This window comes from Dyadobacter fanqingshengii (assembly GCF_023822005.2).
Classification (GTDB): Bacteria; Bacteroidota; Bacteroidia; order Cytophagales; family Spirosomataceae; genus Dyadobacter; species Dyadobacter fanqingshengii.
On record NZ_CP098806.1, the window covers coordinates 5,813,314 to 5,834,754 of the forward strand.

The following is a 21,441-nucleotide window of genomic DNA, read 5'->3' on the forward strand; positions in this document are numbered from 1 at the left end:
TTAAGATGCTTTTGCCTTTTTAAATCTTCTTAAGGATTTTCTTTCCCCGCGCAACAAAAGCGGGTTTTTCATATTCCAATGCTTCTTCAATGATGATACGCAGTTCCTTTTTTATGTCCGGATAAATGCGTGAAAAGTTGTAAAGGATAGTCAGGGAAAATGCCCTGATTGCGATAGCAACTTGACGGTTTTGGATAAATTCAAAACACACATCCATTAACCTGCCGTGCAGTTCTTCCGGAATTTCAGCCTCCTGTAAAATCCGGACACTGTTGCGGATAACGGCATCATGAATATCTTTTCTTTCGAGCTGATCAACCAATGAACCAATGTGCGGCTCCATCAGGTCCGGTCGCTCCCTGCCTGCCATGCTGACGCTGTAAGCAGCGCGCTGGGCCAGCCTGTAATCGTCGGAAAGAAAGCAGTCCATCAATTCGGCAAAATACGCGCTGTCCAGGCAAGCATATGCGGCTACTTCGGCTGCACGCCTTTTGGATTGCATCGGATCTGCCATTAATGTGCTGCGAATGTTCATGAGCGTGGTAATAATCAAAATAAATGCTCCACCGGTCCGGCAGAGCATTTATTTAAATGTTTGTCTCAAACTATTTGTTATCGCCAACCATTTCTTCCGGTTTTACCCACGCGTCAAACTCATCCGGCGTCAGGTAACCCAGCGCAACAGCGGTTTCTTTTAGCGTCGAGCCGTTTTTATGGGCAGTTTGCGCAATTTCCGCTGCTTTGTAATAACCAATTTTCGTATTTAAAGCGGTAACCAACATCAGCGAGTTATTTACGTGCTTTTTAATGTTCTCGTGCAAAGGTTCGATGCCCACCGCGCAATTATCATTAAAGGAAACGCAGACATCGCCGATCAGACGCGCCGAATGCAGGAAGTTGTAAGCCATAAGCGGCTTAAAAACATTCAATTCAAAATGTCCGTTGGAACCGCCAATCCCGATTGCCACATCATTGCCCATCACCTGCGCCGCAACCATTGTCATCGCCTCGCATTGCGTAGGGTTTACTTTCCCCGGCATGATAGAGCTTCCGGGCTCATTGTCAGGGATATGAATTTCGCCAATCCCCGAACGTGGGCCTGACGACAACATGCGAATGTCGTTACCAATTTTCATCAGGCTCACAGCAACCGTTTTCAGTGCGCCGTGCGCTTCCACGATCGCGTCGTGTGCTGCTAATGCTTCAAATTTATTTTCGGCAGTGATAAATGGCAGTCCGGTTAACGCGGCAATGTGGCGTGCAACGTTTTCGGAATAACCCTCAGGTGTGTTAATACCCGTTCCAACAGCCGTTCCGCCCAATGCAAGTTCTGAAAGGTGCGCCAGTGTGTTGTAGATCGCGCGTAAACCGTGATCCAATTGAGAAGCATAACCCGAGAATTCCTGCCCTAATGTCAGTGGGGTCGCATCCATGAAGTGCGTACGACCGATCTTAACCACACTTCTGAAAGCCTCTGATTTGGCCTTTAATGTATCCCTGAGCTTGATAATGCCCGGAATGGTCACATCTACGAGAATTTTATAAGCGGCAATGTGCATGGCCGTCGGATATGTGTCGTTAGAAGACTGTGACTTGTTCACATCATCGTTGGGATGAAGGAATTTTGATTTATCAGCCAGCTCGCCGCCTTGCAATACATGACCCCGATAAGCGATCACCTCATTACAGTTCATATTGGACTGCGTTCCCGAGCCGGTTTGCCATACAACAAGCGGAAACTGGTCGTCGAGTTGTTCGGTCAAAATTTCATCACAAACCTGACCGATCAGGTCGCTTTTTTCTTTCGCAAGAATGCCGACTTCGTGGTTGGTAATAGCAGCGGCCTTTTTCAAATATGCAAATGCCTTGATGATTTCCTTAGGCATTTTATTGATATCCTGGGCAATAGGGAAATTCTGGATCGAGCGTTGCGTTTGTGCGCCCCAGTATACATGAGCCGGCACTTGCACTTCACCCATGGTATCTTTTTCTATACGGTATTCCATTTTTTTATTAGTGAGAATGAACAATCGGGATTATGCGGTAAAGTTAGGATTGGACTTTCAGTTTTTGGTGTTTTTCAAGGATAAATGTTTATTAGGCAAAAAGAATGTATGAATCATGAATTTTCAAATCACTTTTTATTTAAATTATGAAACCAAAACTCAACGTTTACCAGGATTATGAAACAATGAGCCTTGCCGCGGCCGAGCGTGTAATGGCTCTACTTTCCAAAAAACCCACCGCGGTTATTTGTCTGCCGTCCGGCAGCACACCTCTTGGCATGTTTGAAATTTTGGTAACTGCAAACCAAAAAGGCATGACAGATTTTTCCCAATGCGTTTTTATCGGCCTCGATGAATGGATCGGTTTCGGAGCGGAGGACGATGGGGGATGCAGAAATTTACTGAACAAGGATTTTCTCAAACCAATCGGTTTACGCGAAGATCAGATCGTGTTTTTTGATGGAAAAGCGATTGATCCGGAGGAGGAATGTGCGCGTGTTAATAAGGTTGTGGCAAGTCTCGGCGGCCTGGATCTGATCATCCTCGGCGTGGGCATGAACGGTCATCTTGCTCTTAATGAGCCGGGAACGCCCTGGGACAGTTATGCGCATGTTTCAGAGCTGGAAAACGTAACTAAAGAGGTCGGACAAAAATATTTTAAGCAACTAACAGTTATTAATCAGGGGATTACGGTTGGGATCCGGCACATTATGGAAGCAAAAACGGCAATCCTGATGGCGTCGGGAAGTGCAAAAGCGGCGGTTATTCAGCGTGCACTGGCATTTCCTGTCACACCAGCGTTCCCCGCGACGGCTTTGCAAAACCACATGAACGCAGAACTGCTGCTGGATGCTGAGGCGGCGAAGTTGATAGAATATTAAAATGCGTAATAAAGAGTTGCTGATAATCAGCCAAGTGCAGAGAATTTCGTTTAAGTGGGATGTGATTTTTATTTATAGCGGCCTAATCCATATGAATAAATGCAAAGACAACCGGAATATTTCTCTCAATTGGATGGCCTGCGCGCGATAGCGATCATTTTGGTCATTCTTTTTCATTGGTTTCCCGAAGGTCAGGGAATTAATGTGCTGGCGAACGGACCGCTGGGAGTAACGCTTTTTTTTGTCCTGAGCGGATTTCTGATCACGCGGATCCTGCTGTTGAGCAGGGCCGCGGTTCACGAAACAGGCATTGCACAAATCTATAAGCACTTTCTGTTGCGACGGGTTTTGCGGATTTTCCCGTTGTATTACTTTCTGCTTTTCATTATCTGGCAGGCTAAATCTATCCCTTTTATTCCAGACATTAATACGGACTTTTACATCTATCCGGCACATTACATTCTTTATATTTCCAATTTTCTTTTGGAAAAAACCACAAACTGGTCAGACCTTTTATCCACATTATGGTCGCTGGCGGTTGAGGAGCAGTTCTATATTTTCTGGCCACTGGTGATCCTGAGCGTTCCGTTGCGTTACATGGAAAAAGTTATTGCCGGAACGATCCTGCTTGGGATTATCAGTCGGCTTGTGCTTTCCTTTTTTGGACATAATTTGGGCGTTTTGATGCCAACATGCCTGGATGCGTTCGGGCTAGGCGCTTTGTGGGCTTTTGTAATGATTTACCATGAATCTCCCGAAATTTTCCTGAGAAACTTGAAGATCTTTGCCGCCGGAGGGCTAGCATTTTTCCTGTTCTTCTGCTTTACGCAGGTTGATTCTGTGTTGTTAACATTGTTTTTCCGCACTTCCATGGCCGTGTTTTGCCTGTTTTTTGTCGCGCACGCCAGTTACAGGAAAGGCTTCAAATCCGTTTTTGGCAAGATCCTGGATAATTCGGCATTGCGATACATTGGCAAGATCAGTTACGGGCTTTACATTTATCACATGGTCGTGCCATCTATTCTGCTGCCGCTCATTCTCAAAATTGTACATCGGATTTTTAAAGTTGAGATCATATTAACCGATGCCGTAGGAAAGACATTAAGCCTTGCGCTGGTGATTACAGTTGCTTCACTTTCCTGGTTCTTTTTTGAGTCGCCGATCAATGGACTCAAAAAATACATTAATCTCCGAACAGTGCGGATGCGGTTGAACAGACATTAACCCCGGATTTTTGGGGCAATAAACTTTACTTTTGCGCAAAAGGAATGCAGGCCAAAACAGATATTTTATCCTGCCCGATTGCTAATTGTAACCGCTTTCACTTAAATCGTTGCCTCAATGGCGATCGGCAACTTTTCATTTTAATTTTACCATGTTCTTTGTGAACACCCATCAGTCTGGGTAGTTATTTTTCGCTGTTGGACCCCTCATTCAACAAGCTGAAATTAAAATTAAACCGTGCGTAATCACGGGTAAACGCCGCATGAGGGGTGTTTCACAGGGTTTTACTAACTCTTAAACACAAATGGTAATGTTATCACACAATCTTGGTTACCCACGCGTGGGAAGCCACCGCGAACTCAAAAAAGCCAGCGAGCAATTCTGGGCTAGAAAAATCGACAGGGAAGAGCTTCAAAAAACGGCCCGCAAAATCCGTCACCAAAACTGGGAAACGCAAAAGAATGCAGGCCTCGACCTGATCCCTTCCAATGACTTTTCCTTGTATGATCACGTTTTAGACACGTCGCTCATGGCGGGAGCCATTCCTGAACGCTATCACCAGCTGATCGATGGCAAGTCTAACCGCGAGCTGGATCTTTATTATGCCATGGCGCGCGGTGTGCAGCGTGACGGTCTGGACATTAAGGCCATGGAAATGACCAAATGGTTTGATACAAACTATCATTACCTTGTGCCGGAATTTACCAAAAACCAAAAATTCAGCCGCTATTCCGATAAGATCATTCTTGAATTTGAAGATGCGCTGCATAAAGGGATTTTGACCAAGCCCGTTCTGGTTGGGCCTGTTACTTATCTGTTGTTAGGTAAAGAAAAAGAGGCCGGTTTTGAAAGGATTGATCTGCTGGATAACCTCTTGCCCATATATATATCCATATTAAAAGAACTTGCCTCCCGCGGGGCCGAATGGGTGCAGCTGGACGAACCTGCGCTGGTTCTGGATCTTTCGGATAAAGATAAATTAGCATTGCGAAGCGCGTATGCACAGATCCGTGAAGCGTTACCAAAGCTAAAAGTGCTGGTAACTTCCTATTTCGGCGCATTGGAAGATAATTTGGCCACAGCCACGAGTCTGAACATTGACGCATTGCATATTGACCTTACACGTGGTGTTGAAACATTGCCGCAAATTTTGGCTGATCAAGATTTTGTAAATTCAACCAAAAAACTGTCCCTAGGCGTTGTAGATGGCAGAAATATTTGGAAAAATGATTTCAAAAAGTCACTGGGATTTATCAAAAATGCGGTTGAGGTTCTGGGAGAAAATCGGGTTATGATTGCGCCTTCGTCTTCGTTGCTGCATAGTCCCCACGATTTGGAACTGGAAAAAAATGAGGCTGTGCTAACGCCGGAAATTAAGAACTGGATGGCTTTTGCAAAGCAAAAATTGCAGGAAGTGGTAACATTGAAACGGTTGGCAACGATAAACTGGAATGACGACCAGGCTTTTATCGCCAATCAGCAGGCCGTTGAAAACAGGAGAAATTCACCACTTATTCACAAATCAGCAGCTAAGGCGCGTGTTCAAAATGTGAAGGAAAGTGATTTTGAACGACAAAATGCATTTCCGATCCGTCAGGCCATTCAGCTTGAAAAATTAAAACTCCCGTTATTCCCTTCAACAACAATCGGCTCATTTCCGCAAACGGATGATGTGCGCCAGTTGCGGGCGAATTTGAAAAAAGGCACATTAAGCATTGAAGATTATGAAACCAGGATCAAGAAAGAGATCGTAAACTCATTACGCTGGCAGGAAAAACTGGGCATTGATGTGCTGGTACACGGCGAGTTTGAGCGGAATGATATGGTGGAATATTTTGGCGAACGTTTGTCGGGATTTGTATTTACGCAAAATGGCTGGGTGCAGAGTTATGGCAGTCGCTGTGTCAAACCGCCGGTCATTTTCGGCGATGTGGAACGTCCCGAAGCGATGACCGTGAAGTGGTCGGCATTCGCGCAGGCTAACTCTGATAAACTGGTAAAAGGCATGCTAACAGGCCCGGTAACCATTTTGCAATGGTCATTTGTGCGGGATGACCAGCCTAGAAAAGACACAGTGTTCCAGATCGGGCTTGCGATCCGGGATGAAGTGGTTGAGCTTGAAAAAGCGGGCATTAAGGTCATCCAGATTGACGAGCCGGCCATTCGGGAAGGTTTGCCATTGCGGAAATCTGCCTGGAAAAATTACCTCAAATGGGCTGTCGACGCTTTCCGGTTGAGCGCAGCCGGCGTTGCGGACCAGACGCAAATCCATACGCACATGTGCTATTCCGAGTTTAACGACATTATCGGCTCTATTGCAGCCATGGACGCGGACGTGATCACGATCGAAACATCGCGCTCGCAAATGGAGCTTTTGGATGCTTTTGCTCATTTCAATTATCCCAATGAAATCGGGCCGGGTGTTTACGACATTCACTCGCCCAGGGTGCCTACGGTTGATGAGATGATCGTTCTGCTGGAAAAAGCATTGAAAGTAATTCCAGCCAGAAATCTTTGGGTTAATCCCGATTGCGGGTTGAAAACCCGTAAATGGCCGGAGACCGAAGCTGCGTTGCAAAATATGATCACCGCTGCCAATATCCTTCGGGAATCTGTTCCGGCATTGTATTAAGTCCGGGTTAGTGAGAGTCAGGAGCTACAATTCCTGACTCTTTTTTACATTTGCTAAAATAAATAACTCACGATTTTGACATTAGAAGAAAAGATCCTCGCCTCCGAAGCACGCGTTTTTAAAACGGTGTTTCCCAATAATACCAATCATTACGACACCCTTTTTGGCGGAACTGCATTATCCATGATGGACGAGGTTGCATTCATCGCAGCCACCCGTTTTTCCAGATTACGATGTGTCACAGTCTCATCCGACCGCATCGATTTCACGCATCCTATCCCAGCCGGAACCATTATCGAACTTGTAGGTCGCGTTGAAACGGTTGGGAACACGAGTATGAAGGTGCGGGTAGATATTTTTGTTGAAAAAATGTACGAAGAAGGCCGTGAAAAAGCCGTAACGGGCATCTTTACGTTTGTTGCGCTGGATGAGCAGCACAAGCCGACAAAAATTATTGTATAGCAATCCAAAATTAAATTCTGCACGTATATGGCAAGGTCGATACAGTTAAAGGGAAATTGTTCCTGTTTAACCAAAATTTCCGTATCGTCACTTTGTCAGAATGGCTTGGCGTTCGTTCCTCTTTTCAGTAATTCTCTTTGTTCTGCTCATTGTTGTCACTGAGATAGTCCTCAGGATAGCATTGTGTTTTTATGGCTATCCGTTTTTGAAACCAGGCAATTATATGTGCTCCGGGTTCTATCCGACGATTAAAGAAATGATGGGAAAGGACATTCGGAATGATGATGCCGTTCAGGATGTCCTCATTCTGGGAGGCTCGGTGATCAGCACGCCGTGGTCCAATATGGAAGTCCGGCTGGACACGATCCTGCGGAAGAAATACGGCAACAAGAAGAAATTTGCTTTTTACAACACAGCCGCAGCCGGGCACACTTCCCTGGATAATCTGATTAAATACAAATTGCTGGAAGACAAGCGGTTCGATCTCGTCATTTATTACGAGGCAATCAATGAAAACCGTGCTAATTGCATTCCTGACGTCGATTTTCGGTCAGATTATACGCACATTAAATGGTATTGCGACATTTATCTTCTGCAATCCCATCCGGAAATCAATTTTACCGTTATTCCGTACGTCTGCGATCTGGTAATGAAGGGAATAGAGGATAAAATGTCCAAAAAAATATATGCGCGCCAGGAGCAGGTGGATCCCGGGTTTGCGAAGTTTGGCGCAAACATTAAAACCGGTTCTTCTTACCGAAAAAATCTGAAAAACATCATTGACCTGTCCAGGAAGCGAGGGGATGAATTGCTTTTGCTCAGTTATGCTTCCTTTTTTCCAAAAGGTGTGAAGCTGACCGGCGAACAGAAGGATATGGATTATTTTGCGGGCTGCCATTATGCCTCCCCGGTTACGATTTGGGGTGAGGCGGAGTATGTAAAAAAAGGCATTTACATACATAACCAAATTCTGAGGGAGCTGGCAATAAAGAGTAAGACCCATTTCTTCGATATGGCCGAAAACATGCCGCAGGATGGACGTTTCTTTTGCGATGTTTGCCATGTGAGTGAGCCGGGAGCTCAAAATTTTTCAAAAAAATTGGCAACGTATATTGTGGATTCCAAGCTCGTAGAATAACTTTTTAGTTGATGATAGAAGACATTGAGGAAATTTTATTTCTTTATTCAAAGATATTTTATAATTATACCGTTCGTATAGTCATAATATTTTCGAATGTCTTCCCGAAAAGTATATCTTTCGTTAACATTAGCAGCGCTATTTCTTTTGTTCTCGGAACTCGTTTTCAGAGTTGCACTTTGCCTTTTTGGCTATCCTTTTTTCCTTCCTGCACGCTATCTGGAAAAGAAATATTACCCGTTTATCGAACCTATGGAACAGGCTGTGGTCGAACGGGGAGGTGATACGCGCAACATTCTCATTCTGGGCGGATCGGTGGTGAACACGCATTGGTCCAGGTTGGAGTTGCGGCTCGACACATTGTTTCAAAAAGCGTATCCTGATGTTAAGAAATTCAATTTTTTTAATGTTGCCATGCCCGGTCATAACTCGCGGGATAATTTGGTCAAATACAACCTGTTGAAAAACCAGCATTATGACCTGGTAATCTATTACGAAGCGATTAATGAGAACCGCGCGAATAACATCTCTTCGGACTTGTTTTATCCAGATTACAGCCATATTAAATGGTATGACGAGATAAACCTATTGCTTAAACATCCCGAAATGAATGTTACTGTTATGCCTTATGCGGTGCATTACTTATTCAAAAGCTTGAAGGACAAATTGGCGCACCGGAACTATATCAGCAACGAACAAGTAGACCCGAACTATGCTGTATACGGGAAGGATATTAAAACTGCCGGACCTTATCATGATAACATCAATGCCATTGCAAGCCTGGCCAACAAGAAGCACGACCGGTTATTATTGGTTAAGTATGCCTCCTATTTTCCAAAAGGTGTCACGCTTACAGGCGAACCGGTTGATAAAAAGTATTTCACGCCGTGCTATATCGTGTCACCCGTAACAACGTGGGGAAAGCCCGAGCATGTTGTGAAGGGGATTGGGGTGCATAATCAAATGCTGGAAAAGGTCTATCATGATCAGAAAACCTATTTTTTTGACATGTCGACCGCCATGCCAAAGGATTCGGCCATGTTTTGTGACGTATGCCATCTCAGTGAGCCGGGTGCCCAGCGTTTTGCCAAAGCGCTTTCAAGCTTCGTTGTATCCAATAAGCTTATCCGATAAAATCGTCAGACCGTTGGATTGTTCTTTTTTTGTAAATATGTATAATACCGAACTTGTGTCAACTTTTGCTAGCTTTGTCGTCAATTTAAGGGTATAGTGCAATTGATTTTCTGTAAGATATTGATAGTCAAAAATATAAGAGATTTTGTTCAGGAAAACACACTATTGCCATCTGGTTTAAATGTCTCCGGAAGCGTTCGTAGTGGTAAATTATTAAATAGGTAAATGAAAATTCTAGGTATTTCAGCTTTCTATCATGACTCGGCAGCAGCCCTTATTGATAATGGAGAAATTGTTGCAGCAGCGCAGGAAGAGCGCTTTACCCGAAAAAAACACGATCCGGGTTTCCCTTCTGAAGCAATTAGATTTTGCCTGGAATACGGCGGATTGACCCTGAATGAACTGGACGCGATTGTTTTTTACGACAAACCGCTTCTGAAATTCGAACGACTTCTTGAAACCTATTATGCCTTCGCGCCAAAAGGAGTGAGGTCATTTTTAACTGCGATGCCAGTCTGGATCAAGGAAAAGATGTTTTTAAAACGTCTGATCAATGAAGAGCTGGTGAAATTGGGTTATGACAAAAAGAAAAAGGTAAAGTTGCTTTTTCCGGAACATCACCTGTCCCACGCAGCCAGTGCATATTATCCTTCACCCTATGAAAAATCTGCCATTCTTACCATTGATGGCGTAGGTGAATGGGCAACGGCTTCCATTTGTTTGGGAGAAGGAAAGGATATCAGCATTTTAAAAGAGCTGCGTTTCCCGCATTCATTAGGACTTCTTTATTCTGCATTCACTTATTTCCTTGGCTTCCGGGTTAATTCCGGGGAGTATAAATTGATGGGTTTGGCGCCTTATGGCAACCCGACTTCTCCTGATATCAAAAAATACGAGGAGATTATTCTCAAAGACCTTATTGAATTGAAAGAAGATGGCTCCGTATGGCTGAACCAAGACTATTTTGATTATGCTACGGGCCTCAAAATGGTTAACGAAGATAAATGGGAAGCGCTTTTCGGCTTCAAAACAAGAAAGCCCGAAGATGCCCTTGAACCCATACATTGCAACCTTGGACTTGCCATTCAGAATATTACAGAGGAAGCAGTGATCCGGATGGCCAAAGAAGCAAAAAGGCTTACCGGCGCAGATTATTTGTGTATGGCCGGCGGCGTTGCATTGAACTGCGTGTCTAATGGTAAGTTGCAGAAAGCCAATATATTCAAAGATATTTTCATACAGCCGGCTGCCGGTGACGCCGGTGGTGCATTAGGAGCGGCACAAGCTGCGTATCATATTTTCTTCGGTCAGGAAAGAAAGATCACCTGGAAGGCAGATGCCATGCGCGGATCTTATCTGGGGCCTACATTCTCTGACCTGGACGTGGCATTAACTGCCAAAAAATACAAAGCGGTTTACACGCATTACGATAATTTCAAAGAGCTGGCTGGTGATGCAGCGAAATTGCTTTCCGAGGGAAATGTTGTGGGCTGGATTCAGGGGAGGATGGAATTTGGACCGCGTGCATTGGGTGGAAGAAGCATTTTAGGCGATCCGAGAAATGCTGAAATGCAGAAAAAACTGAACCTGAAAATCAAATATCGCGAGTCGTTCCGGCCGTTTGCCCCTTCGGTTTTGGCTGAGGATTGCGCAGAATATTTCGATTATGATGGGATTTCACCTTATATGTTGCTGGTTCACCCGGTCGCAGAAGGAAGACGCAAGCCTGTTCCCGCCAATTACGGCGCAATGGACCTGCGTGAAAAACTTTATTTCGAACGGTCAGACCTTCCTTCTATTACGCACATTGACTATTCGGCGCGTATCCAGACAGTCCACAAGGAAACCAATCCACGTTATTACGAGCTGATCGATTCGTTTAAGGCACTTACGGGTTATGCGGTCATTGTAAACACAAGTTTCAATGTGCGCGGCGAACCGATCGTTTGCACGCCCAATGACGCCTACCGCTGTTTTATGCGCACGGAAATGGATTATCTCGTTGTTGGTAATTTCATTTTTGACAAAAAACAACAGCCCGAATGGCTCGAAAAAGATAACTGGAAAGAAGAATTCGTTCTTGATTAATAGCCCCGAATATCAGTAACATACACAAATGACCTCTAAAATAGTTACAAGCGTAATCCGCATTTTATTTCTCGGCTTATTATTCATTTTCCTGTTCTATCCCGATAAGTTCGAGATCAAATTTGAATATCCAGGATTCCCGCAGGCAGACAGCTGGTATGTTCGGCTTGCGAAATTTGCATTCTGGTTTTTGTTTATCATTGAAATACTCAGGATTTTCTATTACGGCGTTGTAAAAAGTAAAGCGAAAGGGGTTTTGGCCAACATTGTTACAATCACAGTTCCGCTTATTGTAACGCTTATTTTCCTCGAAATTATTTTCATGTATATTCCTCAGAGCCACGAGGGCGTGCTTTCCAAAGCTTCGCAGATTTGGTGGGAAAAATACTGGAAGCCCATTAATTCGCTGGGTTATCACGATAAGGAAATTACAAAGGAGCCTGGCAAAAAGCAGATCCTGGTCATTGGTGATTCATTTGCTGCCGGTCACGGTTTGAAGGATGTGAATGAACGGTTTTCGAATCAATTGGAAGCATCATTAGGCGCCGATAAACACGTTGTTTACAACCTCGGAATGTCCGGCGCAGATACGCGGGACGAGGCAAAAAGGCTCGCATCGTTTCCGGTTAAGCCCGACGTCATTGTGCTCGAATATTTCCCCAACGATATAGAGAAAGTCGGTCGCGAAAAAGGACTTTCCCTTTCAGGAGCAGAGCCTTACGCCGACTTGAAAGGTCCGATGGCAACATTGGTAAAGCGTTTTTATCTGCCCAACTTCATTTACTGGCAATTGCCTCACACAGGTTTCAGCACATTCGAGAAATTTGTGCAAACTGCCTACACGGACACGACCGTCCTGAATGCGCACCTGAGAGATCTTTCAAAGATGATCGATTACAGGGACAGCACAGGCGCTAAAATGTACGCTGTTTTCATTCCTTTTCTTTTTCAGGTTGACAAAAGTGCAGGTTATACCAAGCCTGTTGAAGATTATCTGCGGTCAAAAGGCGTAACGGTTGTGGGTATTAATGACGGTGTTTTGAAGATCCCGGAAAAAGAACGGGTTGTTGGAAAAAACGACGGGCACGGCAGCGCAACATTAAACAAACTCATTGCTGACCGGCTTACGGAAGCTATGAAGAAGCCTTAACAATAATATAATTAGAATATTGTATTAAAAAATATTGAAATATTTATCTTTGAAATAAAAACAGAAAAGAAATGGATTTTTTGACAGACTTGTTTGCCTTTATGAAGGAGCGTAAGAAATGGTGGTTGGCTCCTGTGATTGTCGTTTTACTACTTATCGGTGTTCTGATTGTTATCGGTGGAGGTTCCGCGGTCGCGCCGTTCATTTACACCTTATTCTAATTCATCCGATCGATTAGACTTTTTAAATTAATGCAGTGGTTTTCATAGCCACTGCATTTAAATTATCCCCCATATAAAAATGAGTGAATCAGATAAGGCCAAAGCGCAGTTGGTCATCGTTACCGGCTTAGTAGTTCTTTACTTTATTTTCAAATCGCAATATTTCCTGATTGCAGCTGCGGCTGTCGGCGTGGTGAGCATTGCTATTCCCGCGGCCGGAGACCTGATCGTAAAAGGCTGGTATAAGATTGCGGAGATTTTGGGTGCTATAAACGGAAGAATCCTTTTGTCATTTGTGTTTTTCGTGATTCTTTTCCCGGTTGCAGCCCTGGCAAAATTGGGAAAGAAAAATCCATTAGCATTGAAACGCGAAGCGAAAGACTCCGTTTTTGTTGAAAGAAATCACAAGTATTCAGCAAAGGATCTTGAACAGGTCTGGTAACCTGGAAATAATATTACGCTGATAGAGGCCCGGGTTTAACCTCGGGCTTTTTTTTGCGGCAAGCCCGATCATATAATAATTGCAGCATGCCATCTTTCAAACCTACATCAGGCACGTGGATCACGCTGGCGCCTGCCCATTTCATGGCAGAAGTGTAAATGTCGCCAGCAGGAACAATAACATCCGCGCGGTCAGGGTTTAGTTGTAGTTTATTAATTCGTTCTTCCAGTGTAAAAGAAGCAATGTAGTCGCGCATTCTTTCAATCTCGTCCAGACTGGTGGAGCTTTCGGATAATTTGGAGGACAGATCGAAGAGCTTGTTAATGTTACCGCCTGTCCCTACGGCTTCAATGGGCAAAGAATAATCCACATATTGATTGATCCATTCTTTAATTTTCAGCCAGGAATTTTTGGATTCCTTTCCTTCCAGAAGCCTTACTGAACCTAGTTTGAACGATTTAGCAGCAATTTTTTGCCTGTCTTTATATACATTCAACTCCGTACTGCCGCCGCCCACATCAATGTGAATGTATTGACCATCACTCAGCGATTTAACAACAACATTATTAACAAGTTCCGCTTCTTTTTGGCCGTCAATGATCTGAATGTGAATGCCGGTGCGCTGCTGAATGTGCTCTCGAACCTCATAACCATTGTCAGCTTCGCGCATGGCTGAGGTTGAGCAAGCCATGTAATCGTCCACCTCATGAAGCTCCATCAACAATTGATAGGCAAGCATCAGCTTCATCATCCGGTCTTCGCTATTGGGGCTTATGCGGCCTTCTGTGAAAACGTCATGACCAAGCCTTAATGGAAAACGTACATATTCAACTTTCTTAAAACGGGAAATTCCCTCGTCATGCAGTACCGAAGATATTTGCATGCGGGCACCATTGGATCCAATATCTATTGCAGCGAATTTCAAAAGCTATGTCAGGTAGGGGAGTAAATAAAAGTCAAAAATAGAACTTTCAGGAACAACATTCTATTTATTATTCCTGAAAGTTGAGACTGGCTATTTACATTTTTCCTCCTATCTGATACATCAGCTTAACTTTGACGCCGGGTCCGGCTGACTGGCTTAGCGGTGTGAGCTGATTGAAGTAAGTGTACAAATATCCCTCCGCCTGAACTACAATCGGATACCAGGTTTTTTCCAGGCCCATTGAAAAATTAACCGAGTTGATCACCGGCACATCCGCTTTCGCTTCGAAACGCTGGCTAAAATATTCATAGTTCGGGGCTTTGCAATCAAAGGAAATTTTCTCTTTTGCAGAAACCGTAATATTCGTGCTTGCGCCCGCATAATAGGCCCAATTGTCTTTAATGTTGTTGCGGAATGCAACGGTTAATGGGATTTGAACAACTGTTGGGTCTACCTTAATGTTATAAACCTGAAATGCAAGCGGCACCTCGCCCGGATGCGTTCCTTTGAAATCCCGGCGATTTTTCTCTCTGAACAATTTCTCATTAAAGAATTCCATCGGCTTCACTTTCAGCCAGCTTATTCCTGCTGAAATAGAGAACTTTTTCGCAATTAAAACTTCTCCCGTTATGCTTTTAGTCCTGCCAACGCCGTCCGTAGCAATGCCCACACCGAAACGATAAGGCACTTTCAGATTTAATTTCGGGATAACAGTTTCTGCTTGCGCAACCTGCTCGGTTTTCTTTCCGGATACTGGTGACGCCGATTTTTGAATGTTGGAAGCCAGCAATGCTTGCTGATACTGACGTTTGGAAATGCGGTTGGCAAGATTATATTTCATCTTGTTCACACCAAAACTGCTGTTATGAATGTCAACGGGTTGCTGGAAATTCAGCTCAATGTTCGAAGGCATCGCAAACCGTTCCGCGCCAGCAGTATTCTGGCCAAAATCATCATTGTTAACCGCAATACCCGAACCGTCGCCATCAACCGTAAAAGGTGGAACGATAGTAGTTGAGACCGGTTGAGAGCTATTCTTAGCAAGCTGTTCACTTTTATTGAACGCGCTTGTACTTGGTTTATTAAGTTGATTATCACCAGGTTTATCAACGGCTGATTCGGTTGCATCTTCATTTACAAAGATCTTCCGACTTGCTATTGCACTGTTCGAAGTAACTTCAACATGACTATCAGCCTCTGAATTATCCGTTTCTGAAAGTGCCACCAATTCACCAGAACCGTCACCTTTTTTGATCAGATATACTGTATCGGATTTCTGAGCAAGCGCTGGCGTATTTTTGATAGCCTCTATCTGATGTTGCAGTTTCTTTACATCAGCGGTAAGGTGATTATTTTGCGTGCGCTGGCTCACATACATAAACGCCATAACCGTCGAAACCGAAGCTGCGGCGGCATACCCGATCCATGAACTGTGTTGTTGCCAGAAACTCGGAGGACTTTGGGATTGCATATAATCTTGCATTTTAGCCCAGTCCTTCTCCTGAAAGTCAGGTTCAATACTTTCTAATTTCCGACGTATAGTATCCTCAAATTTATTAGTTTTCATTTCCTCTGAATGACTTTACGGCCCAATCACTTGGGAAGAGATTTGGGTAATATTGTTTGATCAAATGCTGCAAACGCGCCCTCGCACGAACATAATGTGAGCGAACGGTGGCCTCGTTGATTTGCAGCAAATCCGCTATTTCGCGATGGTTATAGCCATCGACTACGTATAGTAAAAACACATTTTTATAAACCGGCTTGATTTTTTGGATCAGTTGCAGAATCTCGTCTGCTGTGATCTGGCCGATTATATCTTCTTCAAATTTGGGATAAGGAGCGTCTTCCAGGGCAATCACATCCTCGCTGTGTTTTTTATGCTTGCGATAATAACTGATGGCCGTGTTCACCATGATCGTCCTCAACCACGCCTTGAACGGGTGATTGGAATCGTATTTACCTAAGTTATTAAAAACCTTCAAAAAACCCTCGTTCAAAACTTCCTCCGCCTCTTCGGTTGTTGATGTGTAGCGCAAGCAAATACTTTTCGAATAGCCGAAAAACTGTTTGTAAAGATGTCTCTGCGCCTGATTATTGCCAGCAATGCACGCAGCAACGACTGTATCAAAGTCGTTCTCGTTAAAAGATATTTTTCGTCCGAAGAGCAAAGTTAGAGGATCAGTTTGTCAGGGATTGATTGCTTAATAAGGATTACGGATATTGCCATAATTCTGTTGCAAACATGGAGGATTAAATTTTCAAGTCGTTCAAAATCAATCTTAAAAAACGTTAAACGCTATTTTCGGGACAAAAATGTGGGCAGTTTTGCAACAGCGGCTTTGTGATAGGCGTACATGATAAAAGGAATGCGGCACATTCAAAGACATTTAAAATTTTTGTTAGGGGTGAGTTGGAATACGGCCTGGAATTTCCGGAGCCGTATTTATTTTTTCTGAACGTGCATCTCCAACGCAGAAGAATTTTTGATTTCCCCCATCACAAATAAGCTATGTGTGCTGCCGATATTTTCCAGCGAGCCAAGCTTTTGCATTAAAAACTGCTGATACTGAGACATATCGTCGACTACAACTTTTAACAAAAAATCATAATCTCCGGAAATGTTGAAGCATTCCATCACCTCTGGCATGGCCACAACGGCCTTCACAAATTTTTCACCCATTGATTTGGAATGTTCTTTCAAAGCAATGTTGCAGAACGCCATGAGCTTCTTGCCAACCTTTTCACGATCCACAAGCGCCACATATTTTTTAATGATCCCTTCTTTTTCCAGCCTTCTTACCCGCTCATACACAGGCGTATAGGATAGATTTAACTTTTCTGATAATTCCCTTGTTTTCAAGGTAGCATCCTGTTGCAGATAATGCAGGATTTTAGCATCCGTTTCGTCGGGATTATACATAGATAGAATATCTTTATTCACTTTTTCATTGGGTCGAATATAGATAAATAATTTAGGCATTCGAATTTTGGTAGACTATTAGTCTAAATTTTTTGAATTTATTGAACAAAACATCTATTAAGCTAAATTTGCTTTCCGGTTGACATTGGAACGCTTACGCATAAATTATTCAGTTAATACAAATACAACATAATGGTAGCAACGCAAAAAGCAGATATTCGTGAGATCCTGAAAAATCGTATTCTGGTACTTGACGGCGCTATGGGCACGATGATCCAGCGATATAAATTGGAGGATCATGATTACAGAGGCGACCGTTTTGCCGACTGGCCACGCGATGTAAAAGGGAATAACGACCTGCTTTCGCTGACTCGCCCAGACATTATAAAGGCCATTCATGCGGCTTATTTCGAAGCCGGAGCGGACATTGCGGAAACCAACACATTTTCTGGAACCACCATTGCCATGGCCGATTATGGCATGGAAGAGCTGGTTTACGAGTTGAACTTCGAGTCTGCCCGACTTGCGAGAGAAGTTGCGGATGAATTCACAGAAAAAGATCCCGATAAGCCGCGTTTCGTAGCAGGTTCCATTGGACCTACAAACCGCACCGCGTCACTTTCACCAGACGTAAATAACCCTGGTTACCGCGCTATCAGCTTTGATCAGCTTGTTGAAGCCTATTATGAGCAGATTAAGGGTTTAACCGACGGAGGTTGCGACGTATTGTTAGTGGAAACCATATTTGATACATTGAATGCAAAAGCAGCGCTTTTTGCAATAGATCAATTTTTTGTTGATGCCAAAAATGGTAAGGTGGAACGACTGGATTCGTGGAGAAATAATCCCGGCGAATCATTGCCGATCATGATCTCAGGAACGATTACAGATGCATCCGGAAGAACATTATCGGGCCAGACTACGGAAGCTTTTTTGACTTCTGTTTCGCATTTACCACTATTATCTGTGGGCTTGAACTGTGCATTAGGAGCGGATTTAATGCGGCCTTATGTGCAGATTTTAGCAAAAGAAGCTCCGTTTTTCACATCGGCGCACCCAAATGCAGGGTTACCGAACGAAATGGGCGAATATGACGAGTCACCCGAGCAAATGGGCGAAGTTATTGACGGGTTTTTGAGGGATAATCTGGTCAATATCATCGGCGGTTGCTGTGGAACGACGCCCGATCACATTCGTGTCATCGCGGATCTGGCAGTAAAATATAGCCCGAGGGAGCTGCCATCCAATGAAACGGTGATGAAGTTGTCTGGTTTAGAGCCGGTTAAGATCAATCAGCTGAGCAATTTTGTGAACATTGGGGAGCGTTGTAATGTAACCGGCTCAAAGAAATTTGCCAGACTTGTTCGTGAAGGGAAGTATGATGAAGCGCTTGCCATTGCCCGCGAACAGGTTGAAAGCGGCGCGCAAGTGATCGATATTAACCTGGATGAAGGGATGATCGATGGCGTGGAGGCCATGAAAACCTTTGTGAATCTTATAGTTTCCGAACCAGACATTTCCAAAGTGCCGTTAATGATCGACTCTTCCAAATGGGAAGTGATCGAGTCAGGGCTTAAATGTGTGCAGGGTAAGTCGATCGTGAACTCCATTTCTTTGAAAGAGGGCGAAGAAAAGTTTAAGGACTCGGCTAGAACTGTGTTGCGCTACGGAGCGGCTGCGGTTGTGATGGCATTTGACGAAAAAGGACAGGCGGATAATCTGGAACGACGCATTGAAATTTGTTCCAGAGCTTACCGCATCCTGACAGAGGAAGTTGGCTTTCCGGCAGAAGACATCATTTTTGACCCAAACATCCTGACGGTTGCGACCGGAATGGAAGAGCACAATAACTACGCGGTTGACTTTATCAATGCGGTGCGCTGGATCAAGGAAAACCTGCCGCATGCCAAAGTTTCCGGCGGTGTTTCCAATGTTTCTTTCAGTTTCAGGGGGAATGAACCTGTTCGTGAAGCGATTCATACTGCATTTTTATACCACGCAATTCGTGCGGGAATGGATATGGGCATTGTGAATGCTGCGCAAATTGGCATTTATGATGAAATTCCGAAAGATGTGCTGGAACTGGTTGAAGATGTGCTGCTGAATCGTCGCGCCGATTCAACGGAACGCCTGGTAACGTACGCTGAAACCGTAAAAGACAAAGGGAAAACGCAAAGCGGCCCTGATCTTTCTTGGAGACAATTGCCGGTTAAGGAGCGCATATCGCATTCCCTGGTTAAAGGGATTTCGGATTATATTGATGAAGACACAGAGGAATGCAGGCATTTATTTACAAGGCCATTGGAGGTGATTGAGGGCCCTTTGATGGACGGAATGAGCATTGTCGGTGATCTTTTTGGAGAAGGTAAAATGTTTCTGCCACAGGTTGTGAAATCTGCGCGGGTAATGAAAAAGGCCGTTGCTTACTTGCAGCCTTACATTGAGGCTGAGAAGAGCGAAGGCAACAATTCAGCCGGGAAAATCTTGCTTGCAACGGTAAAAGGCGATGTGCACGACATTGGTAAAAATATTGTCGGCGTAGTGCTTGGCTGTAACAATTACGAAATCATCGATCTCGGTGTAATGGTGCCAACTGATAAAATCCTGGCCGCCGCTATCGAGCACAATGTGGACATTATCGGTCTTTCGGGACTGATCACACCGTCACTGGATGAAATGGTTGGTGTTGCAAAAGAAATGGAGCGCAGAAATTTTAAAATGCCGCTCTTGATCGGAGGCGCAACCACTTCGCGTATACACACGGCGGTTAAAATTGATCCGAATTATTCAGGTGCTGTAATCCACGTTTTGGATGCTTCCAGATCTGTGCCGGTGGCTGGGAAGCTTATTCAAAACGAACAAAGTCAGGCAGATGTGTTGTCGGATATTAAGGCTGAGTATGCAAAGCTCCGCGATGATCATGCGAAAAGAGGTGGAGAAAAAGCACACGTCGCCATTGGCAAGGCGCGAGAAAATAAGGCAAAAATTGATTGGACAAACTTCAATGCAACCAAGCCGCAGTTTTTAGGAACAAGGGTTTACGACGATTACGACCTCGCCGATATTGCGAAATACATCGACTGGACCCCATTTTTTCAAACCTGGCAATTGCACGGGAAGTTTCCAAAAATCTTTGAAGACAAAGTAGTTGGGCCAGAAGCAATCAAACTGTATGAAGATGCAGCCGTTCTTCTAGGTGAAATTATCCGGGATAAAACATTGAAAGCCAAAGCTGTAATCGGTTTCTGGCCTGCGAATTCAATTCAGGACGACATTGTTTTGCATCACTTCCAGGAGGAAACCCGCGAAGTGCCTTGCGAAAGACATGGCTCGCACCAGCATATCGAATACAAGATCAGCCAGTACGCAACGGAAAATCTGAATGCTGGCGAACTGGTTGCTGATACCGCTGCCGTTTTGCATCATTTGCGCCAACAAAGCCAAAAAGCTTCCAATTTGGCTAATTATTGTTTGTCAGACTTTGTAGCACCATTGGAAACTGGCCAAACGGACTACCTTGGCGGATTTGCGGTCACAGCGGGCATCGGAATCGAAGCGCTTTTGGATAAATATGAAAAGGACCATGATGACTACAACAGCATCATGGTAAAAGCGCTGGCGGATCGCCTGGTTGAAGCATTGGCTGAGCTAATGCACGAGCGTGTTCGTAAGGAAATTTGGGGTTATGCCAAAAACGAAACATTCAGCAACGAAGACCTCATTAAGGAGAGCTATGTGGGCATCCGCCCTGCGCCGGGATATCCGGCCTGTCCTGACCATACCGAGAAGCGTATGTTGTTTGATTTGCTTGAAGCGGAGCAGCTGGGAATCACATTGACAGAAAGTTATGCAATGTATCCTGCGAGCAGTGTAAGTGGCTGGTATTTCTCGCATCCTGACAGTCGCTATTTCCCTGTGGGTAAGATATTTAAGGATCAAGTTGAAGATTATGCGAGGAGAAAAGACATGCCTTTGGAAGAAATCGAAAGGTGGTTGTCACCTGTTTTAGGTTATTAGAATAGTAATATTTAAGGTTCATTGGGAGAACTGGGCAACCGGTTCTCCCATTTTTTATGACTATTCATATACTTTTATTTGCTAAAACACGTAATATGCTGGTGTAATGTGCTGTAAACAGGTAGTACTACGCTATTTTATTAATTTTTTACATTGAATATTTGTATTACGATTCTAAGTAAGAATTAAAGTTTATTA

At 44.1% G+C, this 21,441-nt stretch carries 17 protein-coding genes; 11 read left to right on the forward strand and 6 right to left on the reverse strand.

The window, feature by feature from the left end; translation table 11 throughout:
* Positions 1–19: 19 nt before the first annotated feature.
* Together NFI81_RS24420 and fumC are read right to left on the reverse strand one after the other, a co-directional pair.
* Entirely contained in the window at positions 20–583 is a 564-nt protein-coding gene (locus NFI81_RS24420; RefSeq protein ID WP_234616104.1) for a HEAT-like fold family protein, read from the reverse strand.
* 22 nt (positions 584–605) lie between these two features.
* Positions 606–2,006 carry a class II fumarate hydratase gene (fumC, locus tag NFI81_RS24425; protein ID WP_234616105.1) on the reverse strand — a complete coding sequence of 467 codons (1,401 nt, stop codon included), beginning with the start codon at positions 2,004–2,006 and terminating at the stop codon, positions 606–608.
* Positions 2,007–2,152: 146 nt separating this feature from the next.
* On the opposite strand from fumC, the gene NFI81_RS24430 reads away from it, so the two are divergent.
* From NFI81_RS24430 to NFI81_RS24475, 10 genes are all read left to right on the forward strand, one after another.
* Positions 2,153–2,887 (forward strand): glucosamine-6-phosphate deaminase, encoded by a 735-nt coding sequence (locus NFI81_RS24430; protein ID WP_234616106.1) that lies wholly within the window; start codon positions 2,153–2,155, stop codon positions 2,885–2,887.
* A 99-nt stretch (positions 2,888–2,986) separates the two neighbouring features.
* Entirely contained in the window at positions 2,987–4,111 is a 1,125-nt protein-coding gene (locus tag NFI81_RS24435) for an acyltransferase family protein (RefSeq protein WP_234616107.1), read from the forward strand.
* Positions 4,112–4,421: 310 nt separating this feature from the next.
* On the forward strand, positions 4,422–6,743 hold the full coding sequence (gene metE, locus NFI81_RS24440) for a 5-methyltetrahydropteroyltriglutamate--homocysteine S-methyltransferase (RefSeq protein ID WP_234616108.1): 2,322 nt from the start codon (positions 4,422–4,424) through the stop codon (positions 6,741–6,743).
* Between the two features lie 75 nt (positions 6,744–6,818).
* Positions 6,819–7,205 carry an acyl-CoA thioesterase gene (locus NFI81_RS24445; protein WP_234616109.1) on the forward strand — a complete coding sequence of 129 codons (387 nt, stop codon included), beginning with the start codon at positions 6,819–6,821 and terminating at the stop codon, positions 7,203–7,205.
* Between the two features lie 100 nt (positions 7,206–7,305).
* The gene (locus tag NFI81_RS24450; protein WP_234616110.1) at positions 7,306–8,343 is read left to right on the forward strand and encodes a hypothetical protein; all 1,038 of its coding nucleotides are present in this window, start codon (positions 7,306–7,308) and stop codon (positions 8,341–8,343) included.
* Between the two features lie 96 nt (positions 8,344–8,439).
* Entirely contained in the window at positions 8,440–9,477 is a 1,038-nt protein-coding gene (locus NFI81_RS24455) for a hypothetical protein (RefSeq protein ID WP_234616111.1), read from the forward strand.
* A 225-nt stretch (positions 9,478–9,702) separates the two neighbouring features.
* Positions 9,703–11,565, forward strand: a complete 1,863-nt coding sequence (locus NFI81_RS24460; RefSeq protein ID WP_234616112.1) for a carbamoyltransferase family protein — start codon at positions 9,703–9,705, stop codon at positions 11,563–11,565.
* Positions 11,566–11,593: 28 nt separating this feature from the next.
* Positions 11,594–12,715, forward strand: coding sequence for an SGNH/GDSL hydrolase family protein (locus NFI81_RS24465; RefSeq protein ID WP_234616113.1), 1,122 nt, complete (start codon positions 11,594–11,596; stop codon positions 12,713–12,715).
* 71 nt (positions 12,716–12,786) lie between these two features.
* Positions 12,787–12,936 carry a DUF5989 family protein gene (locus tag NFI81_RS24470; protein WP_169719989.1) on the forward strand — a complete coding sequence of 50 codons (150 nt, stop codon included), beginning with the start codon at positions 12,787–12,789 and terminating at the stop codon, positions 12,934–12,936.
* Positions 12,937–13,015: 79 nt separating this feature from the next.
* Positions 13,016–13,378 carry a hypothetical protein gene (locus tag NFI81_RS24475; protein WP_234616114.1) on the forward strand — a complete coding sequence of 121 codons (363 nt, stop codon included), beginning with the start codon at positions 13,016–13,018 and terminating at the stop codon, positions 13,376–13,378.
* Between the two features lie 13 nt (positions 13,379–13,391).
* On the opposite strand, the gene NFI81_RS24480 is transcribed toward NFI81_RS24475, so the two are convergent.
* From NFI81_RS24480 to NFI81_RS24495, 4 genes are all read right to left on the reverse strand, one after another.
* Entirely contained in the window at positions 13,392–14,303 is a 912-nt protein-coding gene (locus tag NFI81_RS24480; protein ID WP_234616115.1) for a Ppx/GppA phosphatase family protein, read from the reverse strand.
* 94 nt (positions 14,304–14,397) lie between these two features.
* The gene (locus NFI81_RS24485) at positions 14,398–15,870 is read right to left on the reverse strand and encodes a hypothetical protein (RefSeq protein WP_234616116.1); all 1,473 of its coding nucleotides are present in this window, start codon (positions 15,868–15,870) and stop codon (positions 14,398–14,400) included.
* On the reverse strand, positions 15,860–16,474 hold the full coding sequence (locus tag NFI81_RS24490) for an RNA polymerase sigma factor (RefSeq protein WP_234616117.1): 615 nt from the start codon (positions 16,472–16,474) through the stop codon (positions 15,860–15,862). The genes NFI81_RS24485 and NFI81_RS24490 overlap by 11 nt, the downstream gene beginning before the upstream one ends.
* 275 nt (positions 16,475–16,749) lie before the next feature.
* Entirely contained in the window at positions 16,750–17,226 is a 477-nt protein-coding gene (locus NFI81_RS24495) for an Lrp/AsnC family transcriptional regulator (RefSeq protein ID WP_082215697.1), read from the reverse strand.
* Between the two features lie 192 nt (positions 17,227–17,418).
* Between NFI81_RS24495 and metH the strand changes: the two genes are divergently transcribed.
* Positions 17,419–21,243 carry a methionine synthase gene (metH, locus tag NFI81_RS24500; RefSeq protein ID WP_234616118.1) on the forward strand — a complete coding sequence of 1,275 codons (3,825 nt, stop codon included), beginning with the start codon at positions 17,419–17,421 and terminating at the stop codon, positions 21,241–21,243.
* The last annotated feature ends 198 nt before the right edge of the window (positions 21,244–21,441 follow it).

Excerpts from the sequence above, each read along its gene's own strand:
- NFI81_RS24450 (WP_234616110.1), top strand. The coding sequence starts at position 7,306 with ATGGCTTGGCGTTCGTTCCTCTTTTCAGTAATTCTCTTTGTTCTGCTC.
- NFI81_RS24420 (WP_234616104.1), bottom strand. The coding sequence starts at position 583 with ATGCTCTGCCGGACCGGTGGAGCATTTATTTTGATTATTACCACGCTC.
- NFI81_RS24455 (WP_234616111.1), top strand. The coding sequence starts at position 8,440 with ATGTCTTCCCGAAAAGTATATCTTTCGTTAACATTAGCAGCGCTATTT.
- NFI81_RS24465 (WP_234616113.1), top strand. The coding sequence starts at position 11,594 with ATGACCTCTAAAATAGTTACAAGCGTAATCCGCATTTTATTTCTCGGC.
- NFI81_RS24435 (WP_234616107.1), top strand. The coding sequence starts at position 2,987 with ATGCAAAGACAACCGGAATATTTCTCTCAATTGGATGGCCTGCGCGCG.
- NFI81_RS24485 (WP_234616116.1), bottom strand. The coding sequence starts at position 15,870 with ATGAAAACTAATAAATTTGAGGATACTATACGTCGGAAATTAGAAAGT.
- fumC (WP_234616105.1), bottom strand. The coding sequence starts at position 2,006 with ATGGAATACCGTATAGAAAAAGATACCATGGGTGAAGTGCAAGTGCCG.
- metE (WP_234616108.1), top strand. The coding sequence starts at position 4,422 with ATGTTATCACACAATCTTGGTTACCCACGCGTGGGAAGCCACCGCGAA.
- NFI81_RS24495 (WP_082215697.1), bottom strand. The coding sequence starts at position 17,226 with ATGTATAATCCCGACGAAACGGATGCTAAAATCCTGCATTATCTGCAA.
- NFI81_RS24475 (WP_234616114.1), top strand. The coding sequence starts at position 13,016 with ATGAGTGAATCAGATAAGGCCAAAGCGCAGTTGGTCATCGTTACCGGC.
- metH (WP_234616118.1), top strand. The coding sequence starts at position 17,419 with ATGGTAGCAACGCAAAAAGCAGATATTCGTGAGATCCTGAAAAATCGT.
- NFI81_RS24470 (WP_169719989.1), top strand. The coding sequence starts at position 12,787 with ATGGATTTTTTGACAGACTTGTTTGCCTTTATGAAGGAGCGTAAGAAA.
- NFI81_RS24430 (WP_234616106.1), top strand. The coding sequence starts at position 2,153 with ATGAAACCAAAACTCAACGTTTACCAGGATTATGAAACAATGAGCCTT.
- NFI81_RS24460 (WP_234616112.1), top strand. The coding sequence starts at position 9,703 with ATGAAAATTCTAGGTATTTCAGCTTTCTATCATGACTCGGCAGCAGCC.